Below are 13,897 nucleotides of genomic sequence, written 5' to 3' on the forward strand. Positions count from 1 at the left end.
CGAAGGGAGATGCCATGACTGCCGGATACGAACGCCCCGCCGGACCCGACCCCGTCGCCCCGGCCCTCGCCATCGAGGGGGACGACGACGTGGTGCTGCCCTTCGCCGTCGAGGGGCTGGACGTGCGCGGCCGGGTGGTGCGCCTCGGTCCGTCCGTCGACACCATCCTGCGCCGGCACGGCTACCCGGACCCCGTGGCGCGGTTGCTCGGCGAGGCGGCGGCCCTCACCGTTCTCCTTGGCTCGTCCCTGAAGTTCGAGGGCCGGTTCCAGCTCCAGACCAAGACCGACGGCCCCGTCGAGATGATCGTCGTCGATTTCGAGGCCCCCGACCGGGTGCGGGCCACGGCGCGCTTCGATGCCGGTCGTGTCCAGGCCCTGGGAAGCTCCCCGTTGAAAAGTCACGACCTGATTGGGCAGGGGCACCTCGCCATGACCATCGACCAGGGGCCGCAGAGCAGCCGCTACCAGGGCGTCGTCGCCCTGGAGGGTCAGAGCCTGGAGGAGGCGGCCCACCAGTATTTCCGTCAATCCGAGCAGATTCCGACCCAGGTCCGCCTCGCCGTGGCGGAGGAATACGCGAACGGGACCACCACCTACCGGGCGGGTGGCCTCCTTGTGCAGTTCCTGCCGCAATCCATCGACCGGGCGCGGCTCGCCGACCTGCCCCCCGGCGACATCCCGGAGGGCCACGCCCATTTCGACGCCCAGGGCGTCCCCGAGGACGACGCCTGGGTCGAGGCCCGCAGCCTCGTCTCGACCATCGAGGACCACGAACTGGTGGATCCGGCGGTGTCGTCCGAGACCCTGCTCTACCGCCTGTTCCACGAGCGCGGCGTGCGGGTGTTCGAGGCGCAGGGGGTGCGCGAACAATGCCGGTGTTCGCCCGAGCGGGTCATGGCGATGATCGTGTCGTTCTCGCCCCAGGAGCGCCGGGACATGGTCGCCGACGACGGCCGCATCGGCATCACCTGCGAGTTCTGCTCGCGACGCTACGACCTCGATCCGGCCGAGGTGGAGGCGCAGGTCGCGGCCGACTGATACGGTGTCCGCCTGATCACTTCGGATCGAGCGGGCGCGACGGGTTCCCTCTCCTGGAAGGAGAGGGAACCCGCATTATACCGCGTCACCGAACTGATCAGCCGGAAACCGTATGAGAACCGAGGACTGGGCTCAGCCTTTCAAGGCCTCCAGTCCCTCGATCGCCGTGGTCACGTCGATCTCGGTGATCTCGAAGTCGGCGATTCCGTGCTGGCGGAAAGGATCGGTCTCGATGAAGGCCTCGATCTCCGCGCGTGGGCCGCGGGCGAGGATTACCCCGCCGGTGCGCGGCACCTTGCGGCCGGAGGCGAGGAAGCCGTGCTCGGCATAGCCCCGCTTCACCCACGCCAGATGGTCCGCCATGTGGCGGTCGGCCTCCTCGGTGCTTTTGACGTAGGTGAGCGAGACGACGATCATACGCATATCCCTTGGCGGCGCCGTCAGGCCTTCAACACGGGCTCGGCGATCTCGCCGCTGCCCCGGCGCGCCAGATATTCCGGCTGGAACAGGCACATCCGCACGGCGTCGCGGTACTTGCCGTTGACGAAGAACTCGTCCTTGAGAATGCCTTCGGGGACGAAGCCGCAGCGCTCGTAGATGCGCACGGCCCGGGCGTTGTCCTTGTCCACGTGCAGGTAGAGCTTGTGGATGTTGAGCACGCTGAAGGCGTAGTCCATGGCGATGCGGGTAGCGCGGGGGGCGTAGCCCTGGCCCTGGAACATCGGGTGGATCGCGATCTGGAACTCGCAGCGCCGGTGGAGGTGGTTGATCTCCACGAGCTCCACGAGACCGGCGGGCTCGCCGTCGGCATTGGCGATGATGAAGCGCCGCTCGGTCTGGTTGTGGATATTGCGCTCGTAGAGCTGCGCCAACTCGGCGAAGGACTCGTAGGCCTCCTCGAACCAGTAGCGCATGATGCTGTCGTTGTTGTTGAGCTGATGCACGAACATCAGATCCTCGCGCTCCAGCGGGCGGAGCTTGACCGGGCCGTCGGCGGCGATGGTGCGGGCCGTGACGGTTCTCATGGGACGCGGCATTCGTCGATCAGGCGGCGCATGAACGCCTCGCCGGCCTCCAGGGCCGCGAGGGTGATGTACTCGTCGGGCTGATGGGCCTGGTCGATGGAGCCGGGGCCGCACACCACGGTCGGGATACCCGCCACCTGGAACCGTCCGGCCTCCGTGGCGTAGGGCACCGAGACCGTGTGGTTGCGCCCCGCCACCCGCAGGGCGAGGTGCTCGGCCGCCGAGCCGGGCTCGGGTGCGAGCCCGGGCACCGCCACCTCCTCCAGGGTCTCGATGTGCCCGTAATCGCCGTAGCGGTTGAGCCGCTCCCTCAGCACGCTGTCCACCTTCGCCTGGAACAGGGCCGGGATCTCGCTCATGTCGAGGTCGGGCAGGCCCCGGAACTCCCAGTGGAAGGTGCAGAGCTTCGGCAGGATGTTGCGGGCCGTGCCGCCGGAAATCGTGCCGACATGCACGGTGGTGGCGGGCGGATCGAACCGGCCCGACGCGTCGCCGCGCGCGATCATCGCATCGGCGATGCGGTTCAATTCAGAGACGAGGTCGGCCGCCGCCATCACGGCGTTGGCGCCGAGCATCGGCTTGGCCGAATGCGCCTCGTGGCCGTGCACCGTAGTCATATAGGTGACGATGCTCTTGTGGGCGTCGGCGACCTCGAGGTCGGTGGGCTCGCCGACGATGACGGCGCCGGGGCGCGGCAGATCGGCGCCGAAGCGCGCGATGGTGTCGGCGACGCCGAGGCAGGTGGTCTCCTCGTCGTAGGACAGGAGGATGTGGATCGGGCGCTTGAGGTCGGCGGCGCGGAAATCCGGGACCGCCGCCAGCGCCAGGGCGCAGAAGCCCTTCATGTCGACGGCGCCGCGCCCGTAGGCCCGCCCGTCCGCCACGCGCAGGGTGAAGGGGTCGGTGCTCCAGGCCTGCCCCGTCACCGGCACCACGTCGGTGTGGCCGGAGAGCACGATGCCGCCGTCGATCATCGGGCCGATGGTGGCGAAGACCGCAGCCTTGCTGCCGGTCGCGTCGGGAATGCGCACGTGCGGGACGCCGAGATCGGCAAGGTAGCCGCAGACGAAGTCGATGAGCGCGAGGTTCGACTTCGAACTTTCGGTGTCGAAGGCCACGAGCCGCGCCAGCAGGTCGAGGGTCTCGGGGCGCGGGCCGGGCATGAGCTTAATGGACGCTGCGGCGGACGTGGGGCGAGTCGAGGGAGAAGGCGGGGATCTCGGCCTCGAAGCTCTCGCCGGCATTCGTCGCCATGGTGTAGCTGCCGGCCATGAGGCCGTCGGGCGTGGAGAGCGGGCAGCCGCTGGTGTAGCTGAACGACTCGCCCGGTTCGAGCACGGGCTGCTTGCCGACGACGCCGGCGCCCCGCACCTCCTGGGTCGAGCCGCGCCCGTCGACGATCCGCCAGTGGCGCGAGCGCAGTTGCACCTGCTCGGAGCCGTTGTTCACGATCTCCACGGTGTAGGCGAAGAAGTAGCGGCTTTCGTCCGGCGAGGATTCCTCCTCGACGAAGCGGGGCATCACCGTCACGCTGATCCCACGCGTCTGAGCCTTGTACATCGCCTTCAACGCCTCCGTGGCCGGGCCTGACCCGGGCGCGACCCAGGATCGCGACAAGCTCAGGGCGTCGTGGTACGGCCCGGCGAAAACCGCGTCAATCGTGGTGAATGCGGGGATACCCGCGGAAAAATGAGGACCAGCCTGCGTGGTCGACGAGACGGTTTTGCGGGGTTCTCCGCCGCTTCCGGGGAGAACCCCGACGCGGGGGCTTCTCGCCAGCCTCGCCATGGCCGGGCTCGCCGCCGCCTTCGCGTGGCACGCCCCGGATGCCAACACCTGGGCCGCCGCGGCGCTCGTTGCCGCCCTCGCCCTCGACGGGCTGTCGCGGATGGCCGGCGCCCGGGTCGCGCGGCGGACCGGGCCGTCGCCCCGCATGGTGGGCATGCCCTCGGTGGTGCTCGCCGTCGGGCCGGGCGCGGGCCTCGGCGCGGTGCTGTTCGGCTTCGGCCTGATCGTCTGGCCGGCGGGCTTTCCCGTCCTGGCGAGCGCGCTGGCCGGCCTCGTCACCATGGGGGCTCTCGCCCGCCTCGCCCTCGCGCGGATCGTGCTCGCGCAGATCGTGCTCGCGACGCCCGAGGAGCCGGAAGCTTAACGCGGCCTTAGGCCGTCGCCGCGACACTGCCGCGAATTCGGCGATCCTCATCGACACGAGGCGCCCGATCGAGTGCGGGCGAAGCGAAGGGCCGGACGTGATGCAGACAGAGGCGCGCACCGGCATCCTGGCGGCGCAGGGGATCGCGGCCCTGACGCAGGCCGGGGCGATCCGGCCGGACACGTCCTACGCCCCGGACCAGATCCAGCCCGCGAGCCTCGATCTGCGCCTCGGCGCCCGGGTGTTTCGCGTCCGCACGAGCTTCCTGCCCGGCGCCCGCACGGTCGCGGCCTGCATCGAGGCCTTCGTGCTGCACGAGATGGACCTGACCCAGGGCGCCGTGCTGGAAACGGGGTGCGTCTACATCGCCGAGTTGCAGGAGCACCTCGCCCTGCCGGCCGATCTCGCCGCCAGCGCCAACCCCAAGAGTTCGACGGGACGCATCGACGTGTTCACCCGGGTCATCACCGACCGGGGCACGGCGTTCGATCAGGTCGAGGCCGGCTATCACGGCCCGCTCTACGCCGAGATCTCCCCACGCACCTTCCCGGTCAAGGTGCGCACGGGCTCGCGCCTGTCGCAGATACGCTTCCGCCGGGGCGATCCGCGCCTCACCGACGCTGCGCTCGCGGCGCTTCACGCCCACACGCCCCTGGTCGATGCGGGCCAGCCGTCGTTCCAGGGCGGCATCGCCGTCTCCATCGATCTCTCCGGCTTCGACGGGCTCATCGGCTACCGGGCCAAGCGCCACACCGGCCTCGTCGATGTCGACAGACCCGGCGCGCACCGGACGGCCGAGTTCTGGGAGCCGCTGGCCGCCGACGGCTCGGGCGCCCTGATCCTCGATCCGGGCCAGTTCTACATCCTGGCCTCGAAGGAATCCGTGCAGGTGCCGCCGGACCACGCCGCCGAGATGGTGCCGTTCGATCCCCTCGTGGGCGAGTTCCGGGTGCATTACGCCGGCTTCTTCGATCCGGGCTTCGGCTTTGCCGCGGCCGGCGGGGCCGGCGCCCGGGCCGTGCTGGAGGTACGCTCGCGCGACGTGCCGTTCCTGCTCGAGGACGGCCAGATCGTCGGCCGCCTCGTCTACGAGCGCATGGCCGAGGTGCCGGCGACCCTCTACGGGGCCGGGGCCGGTTCGAACTATCAGGCGCAAGGGCTGAAGCTCTCGAAGCACTTCGCCTGAGGGCGTCACACCGGCAGGGTCAGGGCCGCGCGGAGTCCCCCGAGGCCGGAGCGGTCGAGGCGGAGGCCGCCGCCGTAGAGTTCGGCCAATTCCTGGGTGATGGACAGGCCGAAGCCGTTGCCCGGCACGGTCTCGTCGAGGCGCCGCCCGGGCCGGACCGCTTCGGCGGCGGCCTTGGCAGCGAGGCCCGGCCCGTCATCCTCCACGGTGATCACCAGGCCGGATGCGGTGCTGACCGCACCAACGCGCACGTAGCCGCGGCACCATTGGCAGGCGTTGTCGATGAGGTTGCCGAGCATCTCGTCGAGGTCCTGGGCGTCGCAGGCGACGGCCGCGTTGGACGTGTCGGTCACGCCGACCGGAAGGGTGACGTCGATGACGAGCCCTTTCTCGGCATAGAGCCGCGCGAAGGTGGTGCGCAGATCCGCGACGGGTCCGGCGAGGGGCGTGCGGGCGCGGGTGGCTCCACCGAGGGCCGCCGCACGCGCGCGGCGCAGATGGTGTCGGACCTGGGAATCCATCGAACCGACGAGGCTGGCCAGGGTCCCGTCGGGGTCGCGGGACCGGTCGGACAAGGCGAGGGACAGGGTCGCGAGCGGCGTCTTCAACCCGTGGGCGAGGTTGGCCACATGGGTGCGGGCGCGCTCGAGGTTGACCGCGTTCTGGTCGAGGAGCGCGTTGACCTCCGCCACCAGGGGGCGGATCTCGGCCGGCTGCTTGCCCGGCACGCGGGCGCGGTCCCCGGCACGCACCTCCGCGAGGTCGCGGCGGAGGCGCTCCAGGGGCCTGAGGCCGAGGCGGATCTGCGCGAGGGCTCCGGCCAGAAGACCGACACCGAGGAGGCCCAGGATGAGCGCCAGGGCGCCGGCCGCCTCGCGCAAGGGGCCGCGCAGGGCGGCGGACGGCGCCGAGGCCACGAGGATCGCGGGCGGCACGCCAGGCGCGGGCGGCAGGGTGAGGACGCGCAGGATCAGGCTCTCGCCCCACGGGCCGGTGCCGTCGGCCGGGCGCGGCCGATCCGTGTAGTCCCGCTCGGGGCGTCCCGCCTCGACGGCGAGGTCGCGGCCCTCCAGGGCGCCGGAGCGCAGGACGGTGCCGCCCTGGCGCACCTGCCAGTACCAGCCGGCCCGGTCCCGGTCGAAGGGCGGCCCGTCGAGGTTGCGCGCGAGCCGCAAGCGGTCGCCGGGGCCGCGTTCCAGGCCGGCCGCGAGGGCGACGAGCTGGCTGTCGAGGCGGCTGTCGAGCTGGCCCCGGACGAAGCGGTACAGAACGAGCCCGATGGCGACGCCCGCCACCACGAGGGCGACGGTGACGAGGACCAGGGCGGCGGCGAGCAGCCGGCGCTGAAGCGAACCGAGATGGAACGGCCCGGCCACGCCCTCGGCTTTCGGAGGGGGCGGGGCAGGGGGCTCCGGCTCGCGCGGCGGCATCAGGCCGCCTCGCCCGGCATCAGGCGATACCCGTGGCCGCGCACGCCCTCGATGCGGGCCGGGGCGATCTTGCGGCGCAGGCGGGTGATGATGACCTCGACGGAGTTCGAATCGACGTCGGCGTCGCCGTCATAGACCCGCTCGATGAGCTGGCCGCGCGGCACCACCCCGTCCTTGCGCAGCATCAGGCAGGACAGCACCCGCCATTCGAGGCCCGTGAGTTTCAGGGGCAGGCCGTCGCGCTCGAAGGTGCCGAGCCCCGAATCGTATGTCAGGGGTCCGCAGACGACGCGGTTCGCCCCGTGCGCGGTGGCGCGCCGCACCAGGGCGCGCAGGCGGATCACGAGTTCCTCGACCCGGAACGGCTTGACCAGGAAATCGTCGGCCCCGGCCTTGAAGCCCGCCACCTTGTCGCTCCAGCCGTCGCGCGCCGTGAGGATGAGCACCGGGACCGTCCGACCGGCCCCGCGCCAGGCCTGGAGCACCCCGATCCCGTCGCGCTTGGGCAGGCCGAGGTCGAGCACCACGGCGTCGTAGGTCTCGGTCTCGCCGAGGTGCTGGCCGTCCTCGCCGTTCACGGCGTGGTCGAGGGCGAAGTTCTCCGCCCGCAACGCCTTGGCGATCTCGGCGGCCAGCGGCGCGTCGTCCTCCACAAGCAGGATCTTCATCGGGCGTAGAATCCGTGGGCGGCGGCGGATGGGAAGGGGCGGGCTACGCCGTTGGGTTTAACCGGGGCTGAACCGCGCGGTTCAGATCGGATTGGCGGGGCTTCCCTAGAACGGCGTCAACCCGAAAGGGCAACGCCGACAGGAACACCGACACCATGAATACCGACACCATCGACCGGACCGCCACCGACCTGACCCCGAAGAAGGCCAAGCGTTCCAGGAAGCGTACCCTCGTGGCCGGCGCCATCGCCGCCCCCCTCGCCTTCGGCGCCGTCGGCCTGTCGCTGGCGCAGAACAACACCGCGACCCTCACGCCGGTGGAGCCCGTCGCGGTCTCGGACTTGAAGCCCTCCGCCGCCATCGCCGCGAAGGGGACCGTCGCCGAGATCTACGGCAACAAGTTCGTGGTGCAGGACGGCACCGGGAAGGCCCTGGTGGAGACGGGCAAGCGCGGCGAGGGCGGCACCCTGGTGACGACCGGCGAGGCCGTCACCGTCCAGGGCCGGTTCGAGAACGGCTTCCTCCATGCCGCGCTGATCACCCGCGCCGACGGCACCAAGGTCGTGGTCGGCCCCGCCGGCGGCCCGCCCCCCGGCACCCTCGACTGGGCCAAGGACAAGATGGGCCTCGGCCCGAGGGCCGATGTGCCCGCCCTGACGGCCCAGGTGGAGGCCGCCGGTTATTCCGACATCCGCGTCACGGGCCGGGGGCCACGCCACCTCGACGTCGCGGCCAAGGGCGCGGATGGCCGCGAGCGCCACCTCCATGTCGGCTTCGACGGTCAGGTGCGCGAGAAGCGCGTCTTCTGAACCCCGGCCTTCCGATCCGCGTTCCTAGCCTCGGTGCCTCACGGGCACCCTCACCGAGAGTTCCACCCATGACCAAGACCCTCGCCTTGCTGAGCGCGGCCGCGATTCTGTGCGCGTCCGCCGCCGTGGCCCAGCCCGCCCCGCCGCCGCCCGGTGGTCCGAAAACCGGTCCCGAAGCCGGCGCGCCGCCGCCTCCACCGCCCCATGGCGGCCCGCGCGGCCCCCGTGGCGGCCCCGACGCCCCGCCTCCGCCGCCGAAGGCCGCGCAGTTCCGCCTGGAGCGGGGCGACACCGCCCTCGACGTGAAATGCGCCGCCGACGAACCGATGAAGGCCTGCGCCGAGATTGCCCTGCAGATGCTCGACAAGCTCGCGGCGATGCCGGTACCGGCCGGTCCCGCTCCGAAACCCCGCGACTGACCGGGCGCGGGACGGGCGGCCCACCGCGCCGCCCGTCCCGAGGGTCGCCGAACCGGCAGGATTCTACCGGTTCACCCCGGGGCGGGGGTTGAAATATTGCACTGCGGCATGAAATAGATTTTCGACCGTTCGCCCGTGATGAAGTGGCAATGGCGATTGCCCGAGAGAGGTTCTTCCATGTCCAAACTGTTCCGTCTGACCGCCGCCCTCGGCGCCGTGGCACTCACGCTCCCCCTGACGTTGCCGGCCTCGGCGAAGGAGCCGAGCGCGCAGAAGGTGCTCTCGATGGTCGACACCGACAACGACGGCACGGTCGATCTCAAGGAAGTCCAGGCCGTGGCCGCCGCGCGGTTCGACAAGCTGGAAGCCGACAAGGACGGCACCCTCGACGCCAAGGAGCTCAAGGGCCGCGTCACCAAGAAGGCCCTGAAGGCCGCCGATCCGGACAGCGACGGCACCCTCGACAAGACCGAGTACCTCGCCCTCGTGGAAGCCCGCTTCAAGGCCGCCGATCCGGACAACGACGGCACCCTCGACGCCAAGGAACTAAAGACCCCGGCCGGCAAGGCCCTGGTCTCCCTCCTGAAGTAAGCCTCCACCGCGAGCGGCTCTCGCGTCTCACTGCGAGGACGGCCCGGCACCCCTGTGCCGGGCCGTTCGTGTTTCAGGAGCCGGCGACCGTGCACGGAGGATGGGCACCGAGGATTGACCGTTGCCCCCCGTTCGGAACATGCCAAGCTGGCACGTCATTCGCGAGGCCTGTCCGCTCAAGCTGATCGGTCCCGCGATGGCGCCCGGTTCTGGAAAAGGCGCCCATGGAATTCTTCGCCCAGCAGTTCATCAACGGGCTGACCCTCGGGTCGATCTACGGTCTGATCGCGCTCGGCTACACCATGGTGTTCGGCATCATCGGCATGGTGAACTTCGCCCATGGCGACGTGTTCATGCTGTCGTCCTTCATCGCGCTGATCTTCTTCCTCATCCTCACGACCTGGCTCGGGCTGACCTCCGTCGCCCTCGTCTTCCTGATCGTGCTGATCCTCGCCATGGTGCTGACCGCCCTGTGGGGCTGGGCCATCGAGCGGGCGGCCTACAGACCGTTGCGCGGCTCGTTCCGCCTGGCGCCGCTGATCTCCGCCATCGGCGTGTCGATCTTCCTGTCGAACTTCGTCCAGGTGGTGCAGGGCGCCCGCAACAAGCCGGTACCGCCCCTCGTGCGCGACGTGATCGTCCTCTACGAGAACGCGCAATACACCGTGACCCTGTCCTACAAGCAGGCGATCATCATGACGACGACGGCGCTCCTGCTCGCCGGCTTCTGGTACCTCGTCCAGCGCACCTCCTTCGGCCGGGCCCAGCGCGCCTGCGAGCAGGACCGGCGCATGGCGGCCCTGCTCGGCATCAACGTCGACCGCACCATCTCGCTGACCTTCGTGCTCGGCGCCGCACTCGCCGCCGTCGCCGGCACCCTCTACCTCCTGTATTACGGCGTGGTCTCGTTCTCGGACGGGTTCGTGCCCGGCGTGAAGGCGTTCACGGCGGCCGTGCTCGGCGGCATCGGCTCCCTGCCGGGCGCCGTCCTCGGCGGCCTGATCATCGGCCTCATCGAGACGTTCTGGTCGGCCTACTTCTCCATCGAGTACAAGGACGTCGCCGCGTTCCTGATCCTGATCGTGGTGCTCATCTTCAAGCCGTCCGGCATCCTCGGGCGCCCCGAAGTGGAGAAGGTCTAGCGTGGCTCAAGGTACGACGATCGGCCGGGTGGCCCCGACCGTGGCGCGCCGCTCCGGCGCCGCCTTGCCCGAAATGATCAAGGATGCCGCGCTCTTTGCCCTGGTGACCCTGGGCCTCGCCATCCCGGTGGTGGCCTACCGCACGGATCTCGGCCAGGGCACCGGCCTCGAACTCACCGGCCGCTGGGGCCTCGTCGCCGGCCTGTGCGCGGCGGTGTTCGTCCTGCGGCTCGCCCAGCGCCTCGTGCTCGGCGAGGTCTCGCGCCGCCGCGACATCCGCACCCTGGCGGAGGCGGAGTCCACGGCCCCCGCCCGCGTCGCGCGTCCCGGCCGGATCATCGGGCCCCTCACCCTCGTGGTCGCCCTCACCCTGCCGCTGCTCGCCGCCCTCGGGTCGGGCGGCCTGTCGGAGGGGCGCTACTGGATCGATCTCGGCATCCTCATCCTCACCTACGTGATGCTCGGCTGGGGCCTCAACATCGTGGTGGGCCTCGCCGGCCTCCTCGACCTCGGCTACGTCGCCTTCTACGCCGTTGGTGCCTATTCCTATGCCCTGCTCTCGACGGTGTTCGGCCTGTCGTTCTGGGTCTGCCTGCCGCTGGCCGGCCTGTTCGCGGCGGGTTTCGGCGTGCTGCTGGGCTTTCCCGTCCTGCGCCTGCGCGGCGATTACCTCGCCATCGTCACCCTGGCCTTCGGGGAGATCATCCGCCTCGTGCTCATCAACTGGGTCGACTTCTCGGGCGGGTCCGCCGGCCTGTCGTCAATCCCGCGGGCGAGCTTCTTCGGGATTCCGTTCACGGCCGGGGAGGGCGGGTTCGCCAACGTCTTCGGCCTCGCCTTCAACCCGATGCACCGGGTGGTCTTCCTCTATTACCTCATCCTCGTGCTCGCGCTCGTCACCAACCTCGTCACCCTGCGGATGCGCCGGCTGCCGCTCGGCCGCGCCTGGGAGGCGCTCCGCGAGGACGAGATCGCCTGCCGGTCGCTTGGCATCGACACCACCATCACCAAGCTCTCGGCCTTCGCCCTGGGGGCGATGTTCGCCGGGTTCGCCGGCTCGTTCTTCGCCGTGCGGCAGGGCTTCGTCTCGCCGGAAAGCTTCAACTTCCTCGAGAGCGCCATCATCCTCGCCATCGTCGTGCTCGGCGGCATGGGCAGCCAGCTCGGGGTGGCCGTCGCCGCCATCGCCATGGTGGGGGCGCCCGAATTGCTGCGCAACCTCGGCTTCCTCAAGGCGGTGTTCGGCGAGGGCTTCGACCCCAACGAGTACCGCCTGCTGCTGTTCGGCCTCGCCATGGTGGCGATGATGGTCTGGCGTCCGCGTGGCCTCATCTCCGAGCGCACGCCCTCCGTGCGCCTGGGAGCGCGCGCCCGATGAGCGACGCCACCGGTCTCACCCGCCTCGCCACCCTGAAGGACGAGCCCCCGGCCGCCGTTCCCGGGGGCCCGGCCGATCCGATCCTCGTGGTCGATCACCTCACCATGCGCTTCGGCGGCCTCACCGCCGTCGGCGACGTCTCGTTCAAGGTCGGGCGCGGCGACATCACCGCCCTCATCGGCCCGAACGGCGCCGGCAAGACCACGGTCTTCAACTGCATCACGGGCTTCTACAAACCCACCGAAGGGATGATCCGGCTGCGTCAGTCGGGCGGCGAGACCCACCTGCTGGAGCGCCTGCCGGGACACGACGTCAATCGCCTCGCCCGCGTCGCCCGCACCTTCCAGAACATCCGCCTGTTCCCGCAGATGACCGTGCTGGAGAACCTGCTGGTCGCCATGCACAAGCCCCTGATGAAGGCCTCCGCCTTCAGCCTGGCGGGCATCCTCGGCCTGCCGAGCTACCGCAGGGCGCAAGAGGAAGCGATCGCGAAGGCCGCTGCCTGGATCGAACGCATCGGCCTCACCCGCCGGGCCGACGAGCCGGCCGGCGACCTGCCCTACGGAGATCAGCGCCGCCTCGAGATCGCCCGGGCCATGTGCACGGACCCGGTCCTGCTCTGCCTCGACGAGCCGGCCGCCGGCCTGAACCCGCGGGAATCGGCGGACCTCAACACTCTGCTGCGCCTCATCCGCGACGAGTTCGGCACTTCGGTGCTCCTCATCGAGCACGACATGTCGGTGGTGATGCAGATCTCCGACCGGATCGTGGTGCTCGACTACGGCATCAAGATCGCCGACGGCACGCCCGACGCGATCCGCAACGACACGCGGGTCATCGCCGCCTATCTCGGCGTCGACGACGAGGAAGTCGCCGCCGTCGAGGCCGAAGTCGGCCTTGCAGGAACCCATGCATGAGCGTCGCCGGCATCAACGTCCTCGTGGACGAGACCCGCGCCCAGGCGGCGGAAGCGAAGGCGCCGCTGCTCAGCGTGCGCGGCGTGTCGGCCTATTACGGCAGCATCCGCGCCCTGAAAGGCGTCGACATCGACGTGAACGAGGGTGAGATCGTCGCCCTCATCGGCGCCAACGGGGCCGGCAAATCCACCCTGATGATGACGATCTTCGGCCAGCCCCAAGCGCGCGAGGGCACCATCACCTTCGCGGGTCAGGACATCACGAAGCTGCCGACCCACGAGATCGCCCGCCTCAACCTCGCCCAGTCGCCCGAAGGCCGGCGCATCTTCTCGCGCATGACGGTCCGCGAGAACCTGCAGATGGGCGCGGCCGTCAACGGCGGAAAGCATTTCGCGGAAGATCTCGAGCGGATGTGCACCCTGTTCCCGCGGCTTAAGGAGCGCATCGACCAGCGCGGCGGCACCATGTCGGGCGGCGAGCAGCAGATGCTCGCCATCGCCCGCGCCCTCATGAGCCGGCCGCGCCTGCTCATGCTCGACGAGCCGTCGCTCGGCCTCGCCCCCCTGGTGGTCAAGCAGATCTTCTCCACCGTGCGCGAACTGAACCGCACGGAGGGTCTGACCGTGTTCATCGTCGAACAGAACGCCTACCATGCGCTCAAGCTGGCGCATCGCGGCTACGTCATGGTCACGGGCACCGTCACCATGAGCGGGACGGGCCAAGCGCTCCTCGACGATCCGCAGGTGAAGGCCGCCTACCTCGAAGGGGGACAGCATTGATGCCGGAGACCTTCGCGCTGACCGGCGCGACATTGGGCATCTTCCTCCTCGTCACCGTGGCGATGGGGGGCTCGGCCGCCTGGATGACCGGGAGTGGCATGGCACGCGGCTGGCGCCCGTTCTGGCACTGCGCCCTCGCCCTCCTGCTCATCGCGGCCGTGACGCGGTTCCTGCATTACGCCCTGTTCGAGGGGACGCTCCTGTCCGCGCCGGACTACGCCGTCGATGCCGTGTTCGCGCTCGCCGTCGGGGCCTTCGCCTATCGCTTCACCCGCGCGGGTCAGATGACCCGGCAATACGCCTGGCTCTACGAGCGCACCGGCCCGTTGAGCTGGCGCGACCGGCCGGCCGCGCCGTGACC

At 70.2% G+C, this 13,897-nt stretch carries 17 protein-coding genes; 11 read left to right on the forward strand and 6 right to left on the reverse strand.

Annotation, left to right across the window (positions count from 1 at the left end):
* Positions 1-14: 14 nt before the first annotated feature.
* Positions 15-1,040, forward strand: coding sequence for an Hsp33 family molecular chaperone (locus ASF52_RS08710; RefSeq protein ID WP_056170806.1), 1,026 nt, complete (start codon positions 15-17; stop codon positions 1,038-1,040).
* Positions 1,041-1,172: 132 nt separating this feature from the next.
* On the opposite strand, the gene ASF52_RS08715 is transcribed toward ASF52_RS08710, so the two are convergent.
* From ASF52_RS08715 to apaG, 4 genes are read right to left on the reverse strand one after another with little or no spacing between them, the layout of a single operon-like run.
* Positions 1,173-1,457 (reverse strand): YciI family protein, encoded by a 285-nt coding sequence (locus ASF52_RS08715; protein ID WP_056170814.1) that lies wholly within the window; start codon positions 1,455-1,457, stop codon positions 1,173-1,175.
* A gap of 23 nt (positions 1,458-1,480) precedes the next feature.
* Positions 1,481-2,065: a spermidine N1-acetyltransferase gene (gene speG, locus ASF52_RS08720; RefSeq protein WP_056170817.1), complete on the reverse strand. Its 585-nt coding sequence runs from the start codon at positions 2,063-2,065 to the stop codon at positions 1,481-1,483.
* Complete coding sequence (argE, locus tag ASF52_RS08725; RefSeq protein WP_056170820.1) at positions 2,062-3,228, reverse strand: acetylornithine deacetylase; 1,167 nt, start codon at positions 3,226-3,228, stop codon at positions 2,062-2,064. The genes speG and argE overlap by 4 nt, the downstream gene beginning before the upstream one ends.
* Before the next feature lie 4 nt (positions 3,229-3,232).
* Positions 3,233-3,625 (reverse strand): Co2+/Mg2+ efflux protein ApaG, encoded by a 393-nt coding sequence (gene apaG, locus ASF52_RS08730; protein WP_056170823.1) that lies wholly within the window; start codon positions 3,623-3,625, stop codon positions 3,233-3,235.
* Between the two features lie 145 nt (positions 3,626-3,770).
* Between apaG and ASF52_RS08735 the strand changes: the two genes are divergently transcribed.
* Positions 3,771-4,217: a hypothetical protein gene (locus tag ASF52_RS08735; protein WP_056170828.1), complete on the forward strand. Its 447-nt coding sequence runs from the start codon at positions 3,771-3,773 to the stop codon at positions 4,215-4,217.
* A gap of 100 nt (positions 4,218-4,317) precedes the next feature.
* The gene (locus tag ASF52_RS08740) at positions 4,318-5,403 is read left to right on the forward strand and encodes a 2'-deoxycytidine 5'-triphosphate deaminase (RefSeq protein ID WP_056170833.1); all 1,086 of its coding nucleotides are present in this window, start codon (positions 4,318-4,320) and stop codon (positions 5,401-5,403) included.
* Between the two features lie 5 nt (positions 5,404-5,408).
* On the opposite strand, the gene ASF52_RS08745 is transcribed toward ASF52_RS08740, so the two are convergent.
* Positions 5,409-6,833, reverse strand: coding sequence for a sensor histidine kinase (locus ASF52_RS08745; protein ID WP_082515251.1), 1,425 nt, complete (start codon positions 6,831-6,833; stop codon positions 5,409-5,411).
* Positions 6,833-7,501 carry a response regulator gene (locus ASF52_RS08750; protein WP_056170840.1) on the reverse strand — a complete coding sequence of 223 codons (669 nt, stop codon included), beginning with the start codon at positions 7,499-7,501 and terminating at the stop codon, positions 6,833-6,835. Before ASF52_RS08750 ends, ASF52_RS08745 begins: the two co-directional genes overlap by 1 nt.
* A 155-nt stretch (positions 7,502-7,656) precedes the next feature.
* Between ASF52_RS08750 and ASF52_RS08755 the strand changes: the two genes are divergently transcribed.
* From ASF52_RS08755 to ASF52_RS08790, 8 genes are all read left to right on the forward strand, one after another.
* Entirely contained in the window at positions 7,657-8,310 is a 654-nt protein-coding gene (locus tag ASF52_RS08755) for a hypothetical protein (RefSeq protein ID WP_056170841.1), read from the forward strand.
* Between the two features lie 68 nt (positions 8,311-8,378).
* On the forward strand, positions 8,379-8,729 hold the full coding sequence (locus tag ASF52_RS08760) for a hypothetical protein (RefSeq protein ID WP_056170845.1): 351 nt from the start codon (positions 8,379-8,381) through the stop codon (positions 8,727-8,729).
* Positions 8,730-8,906: 177 nt separating this feature from the next.
* Positions 8,907-9,320 carry an EF-hand domain-containing protein gene (locus ASF52_RS08765; RefSeq protein ID WP_056170849.1) on the forward strand — a complete coding sequence of 138 codons (414 nt, stop codon included), beginning with the start codon at positions 8,907-8,909 and terminating at the stop codon, positions 9,318-9,320.
* Positions 9,321-9,544: 224 nt separating this feature from the next.
* Positions 9,545-10,462, forward strand: coding sequence for a branched-chain amino acid ABC transporter permease (locus tag ASF52_RS08770; RefSeq protein WP_056170850.1), 918 nt, complete (start codon positions 9,545-9,547; stop codon positions 10,460-10,462).
* Between the two features lie 73 nt (positions 10,463-10,535).
* Complete coding sequence (gene livM / locus ASF52_RS08775) at positions 10,536-11,840, forward strand: high-affinity branched-chain amino acid ABC transporter permease LivM (protein WP_056170908.1); 1,305 nt, start codon at positions 10,536-10,538, stop codon at positions 11,838-11,840.
* Complete coding sequence (locus tag ASF52_RS08780; protein ID WP_082515252.1) at positions 11,837-12,757, forward strand: ABC transporter ATP-binding protein; 921 nt, start codon at positions 11,837-11,839, stop codon at positions 12,755-12,757. Before livM ends, ASF52_RS08780 begins: the two co-directional genes overlap by 4 nt.
* Positions 12,754-13,536, forward strand: coding sequence for an ABC transporter ATP-binding protein (locus ASF52_RS08785; protein ID WP_056170852.1), 783 nt, complete (start codon positions 12,754-12,756; stop codon positions 13,534-13,536). Before ASF52_RS08780 ends, ASF52_RS08785 begins: the two co-directional genes overlap by 4 nt.
* The gene (locus tag ASF52_RS08790) at positions 13,536-13,895 is read left to right on the forward strand and encodes a DUF6867 family protein (protein ID WP_056170854.1); all 360 of its coding nucleotides are present in this window, start codon (positions 13,536-13,538) and stop codon (positions 13,893-13,895) included. Before ASF52_RS08785 ends, ASF52_RS08790 begins: the two co-directional genes overlap by 1 nt.
* Positions 13,896-13,897 lie beyond the last annotated feature (2 nt).

The sequence above is a fragment of the Methylobacterium sp. Leaf112 genome (genome assembly GCF_001423295.1).
Taxonomy (GTDB): domain Bacteria; phylum Pseudomonadota; class Alphaproteobacteria; order Rhizobiales; family Beijerinckiaceae; genus Methylobacterium.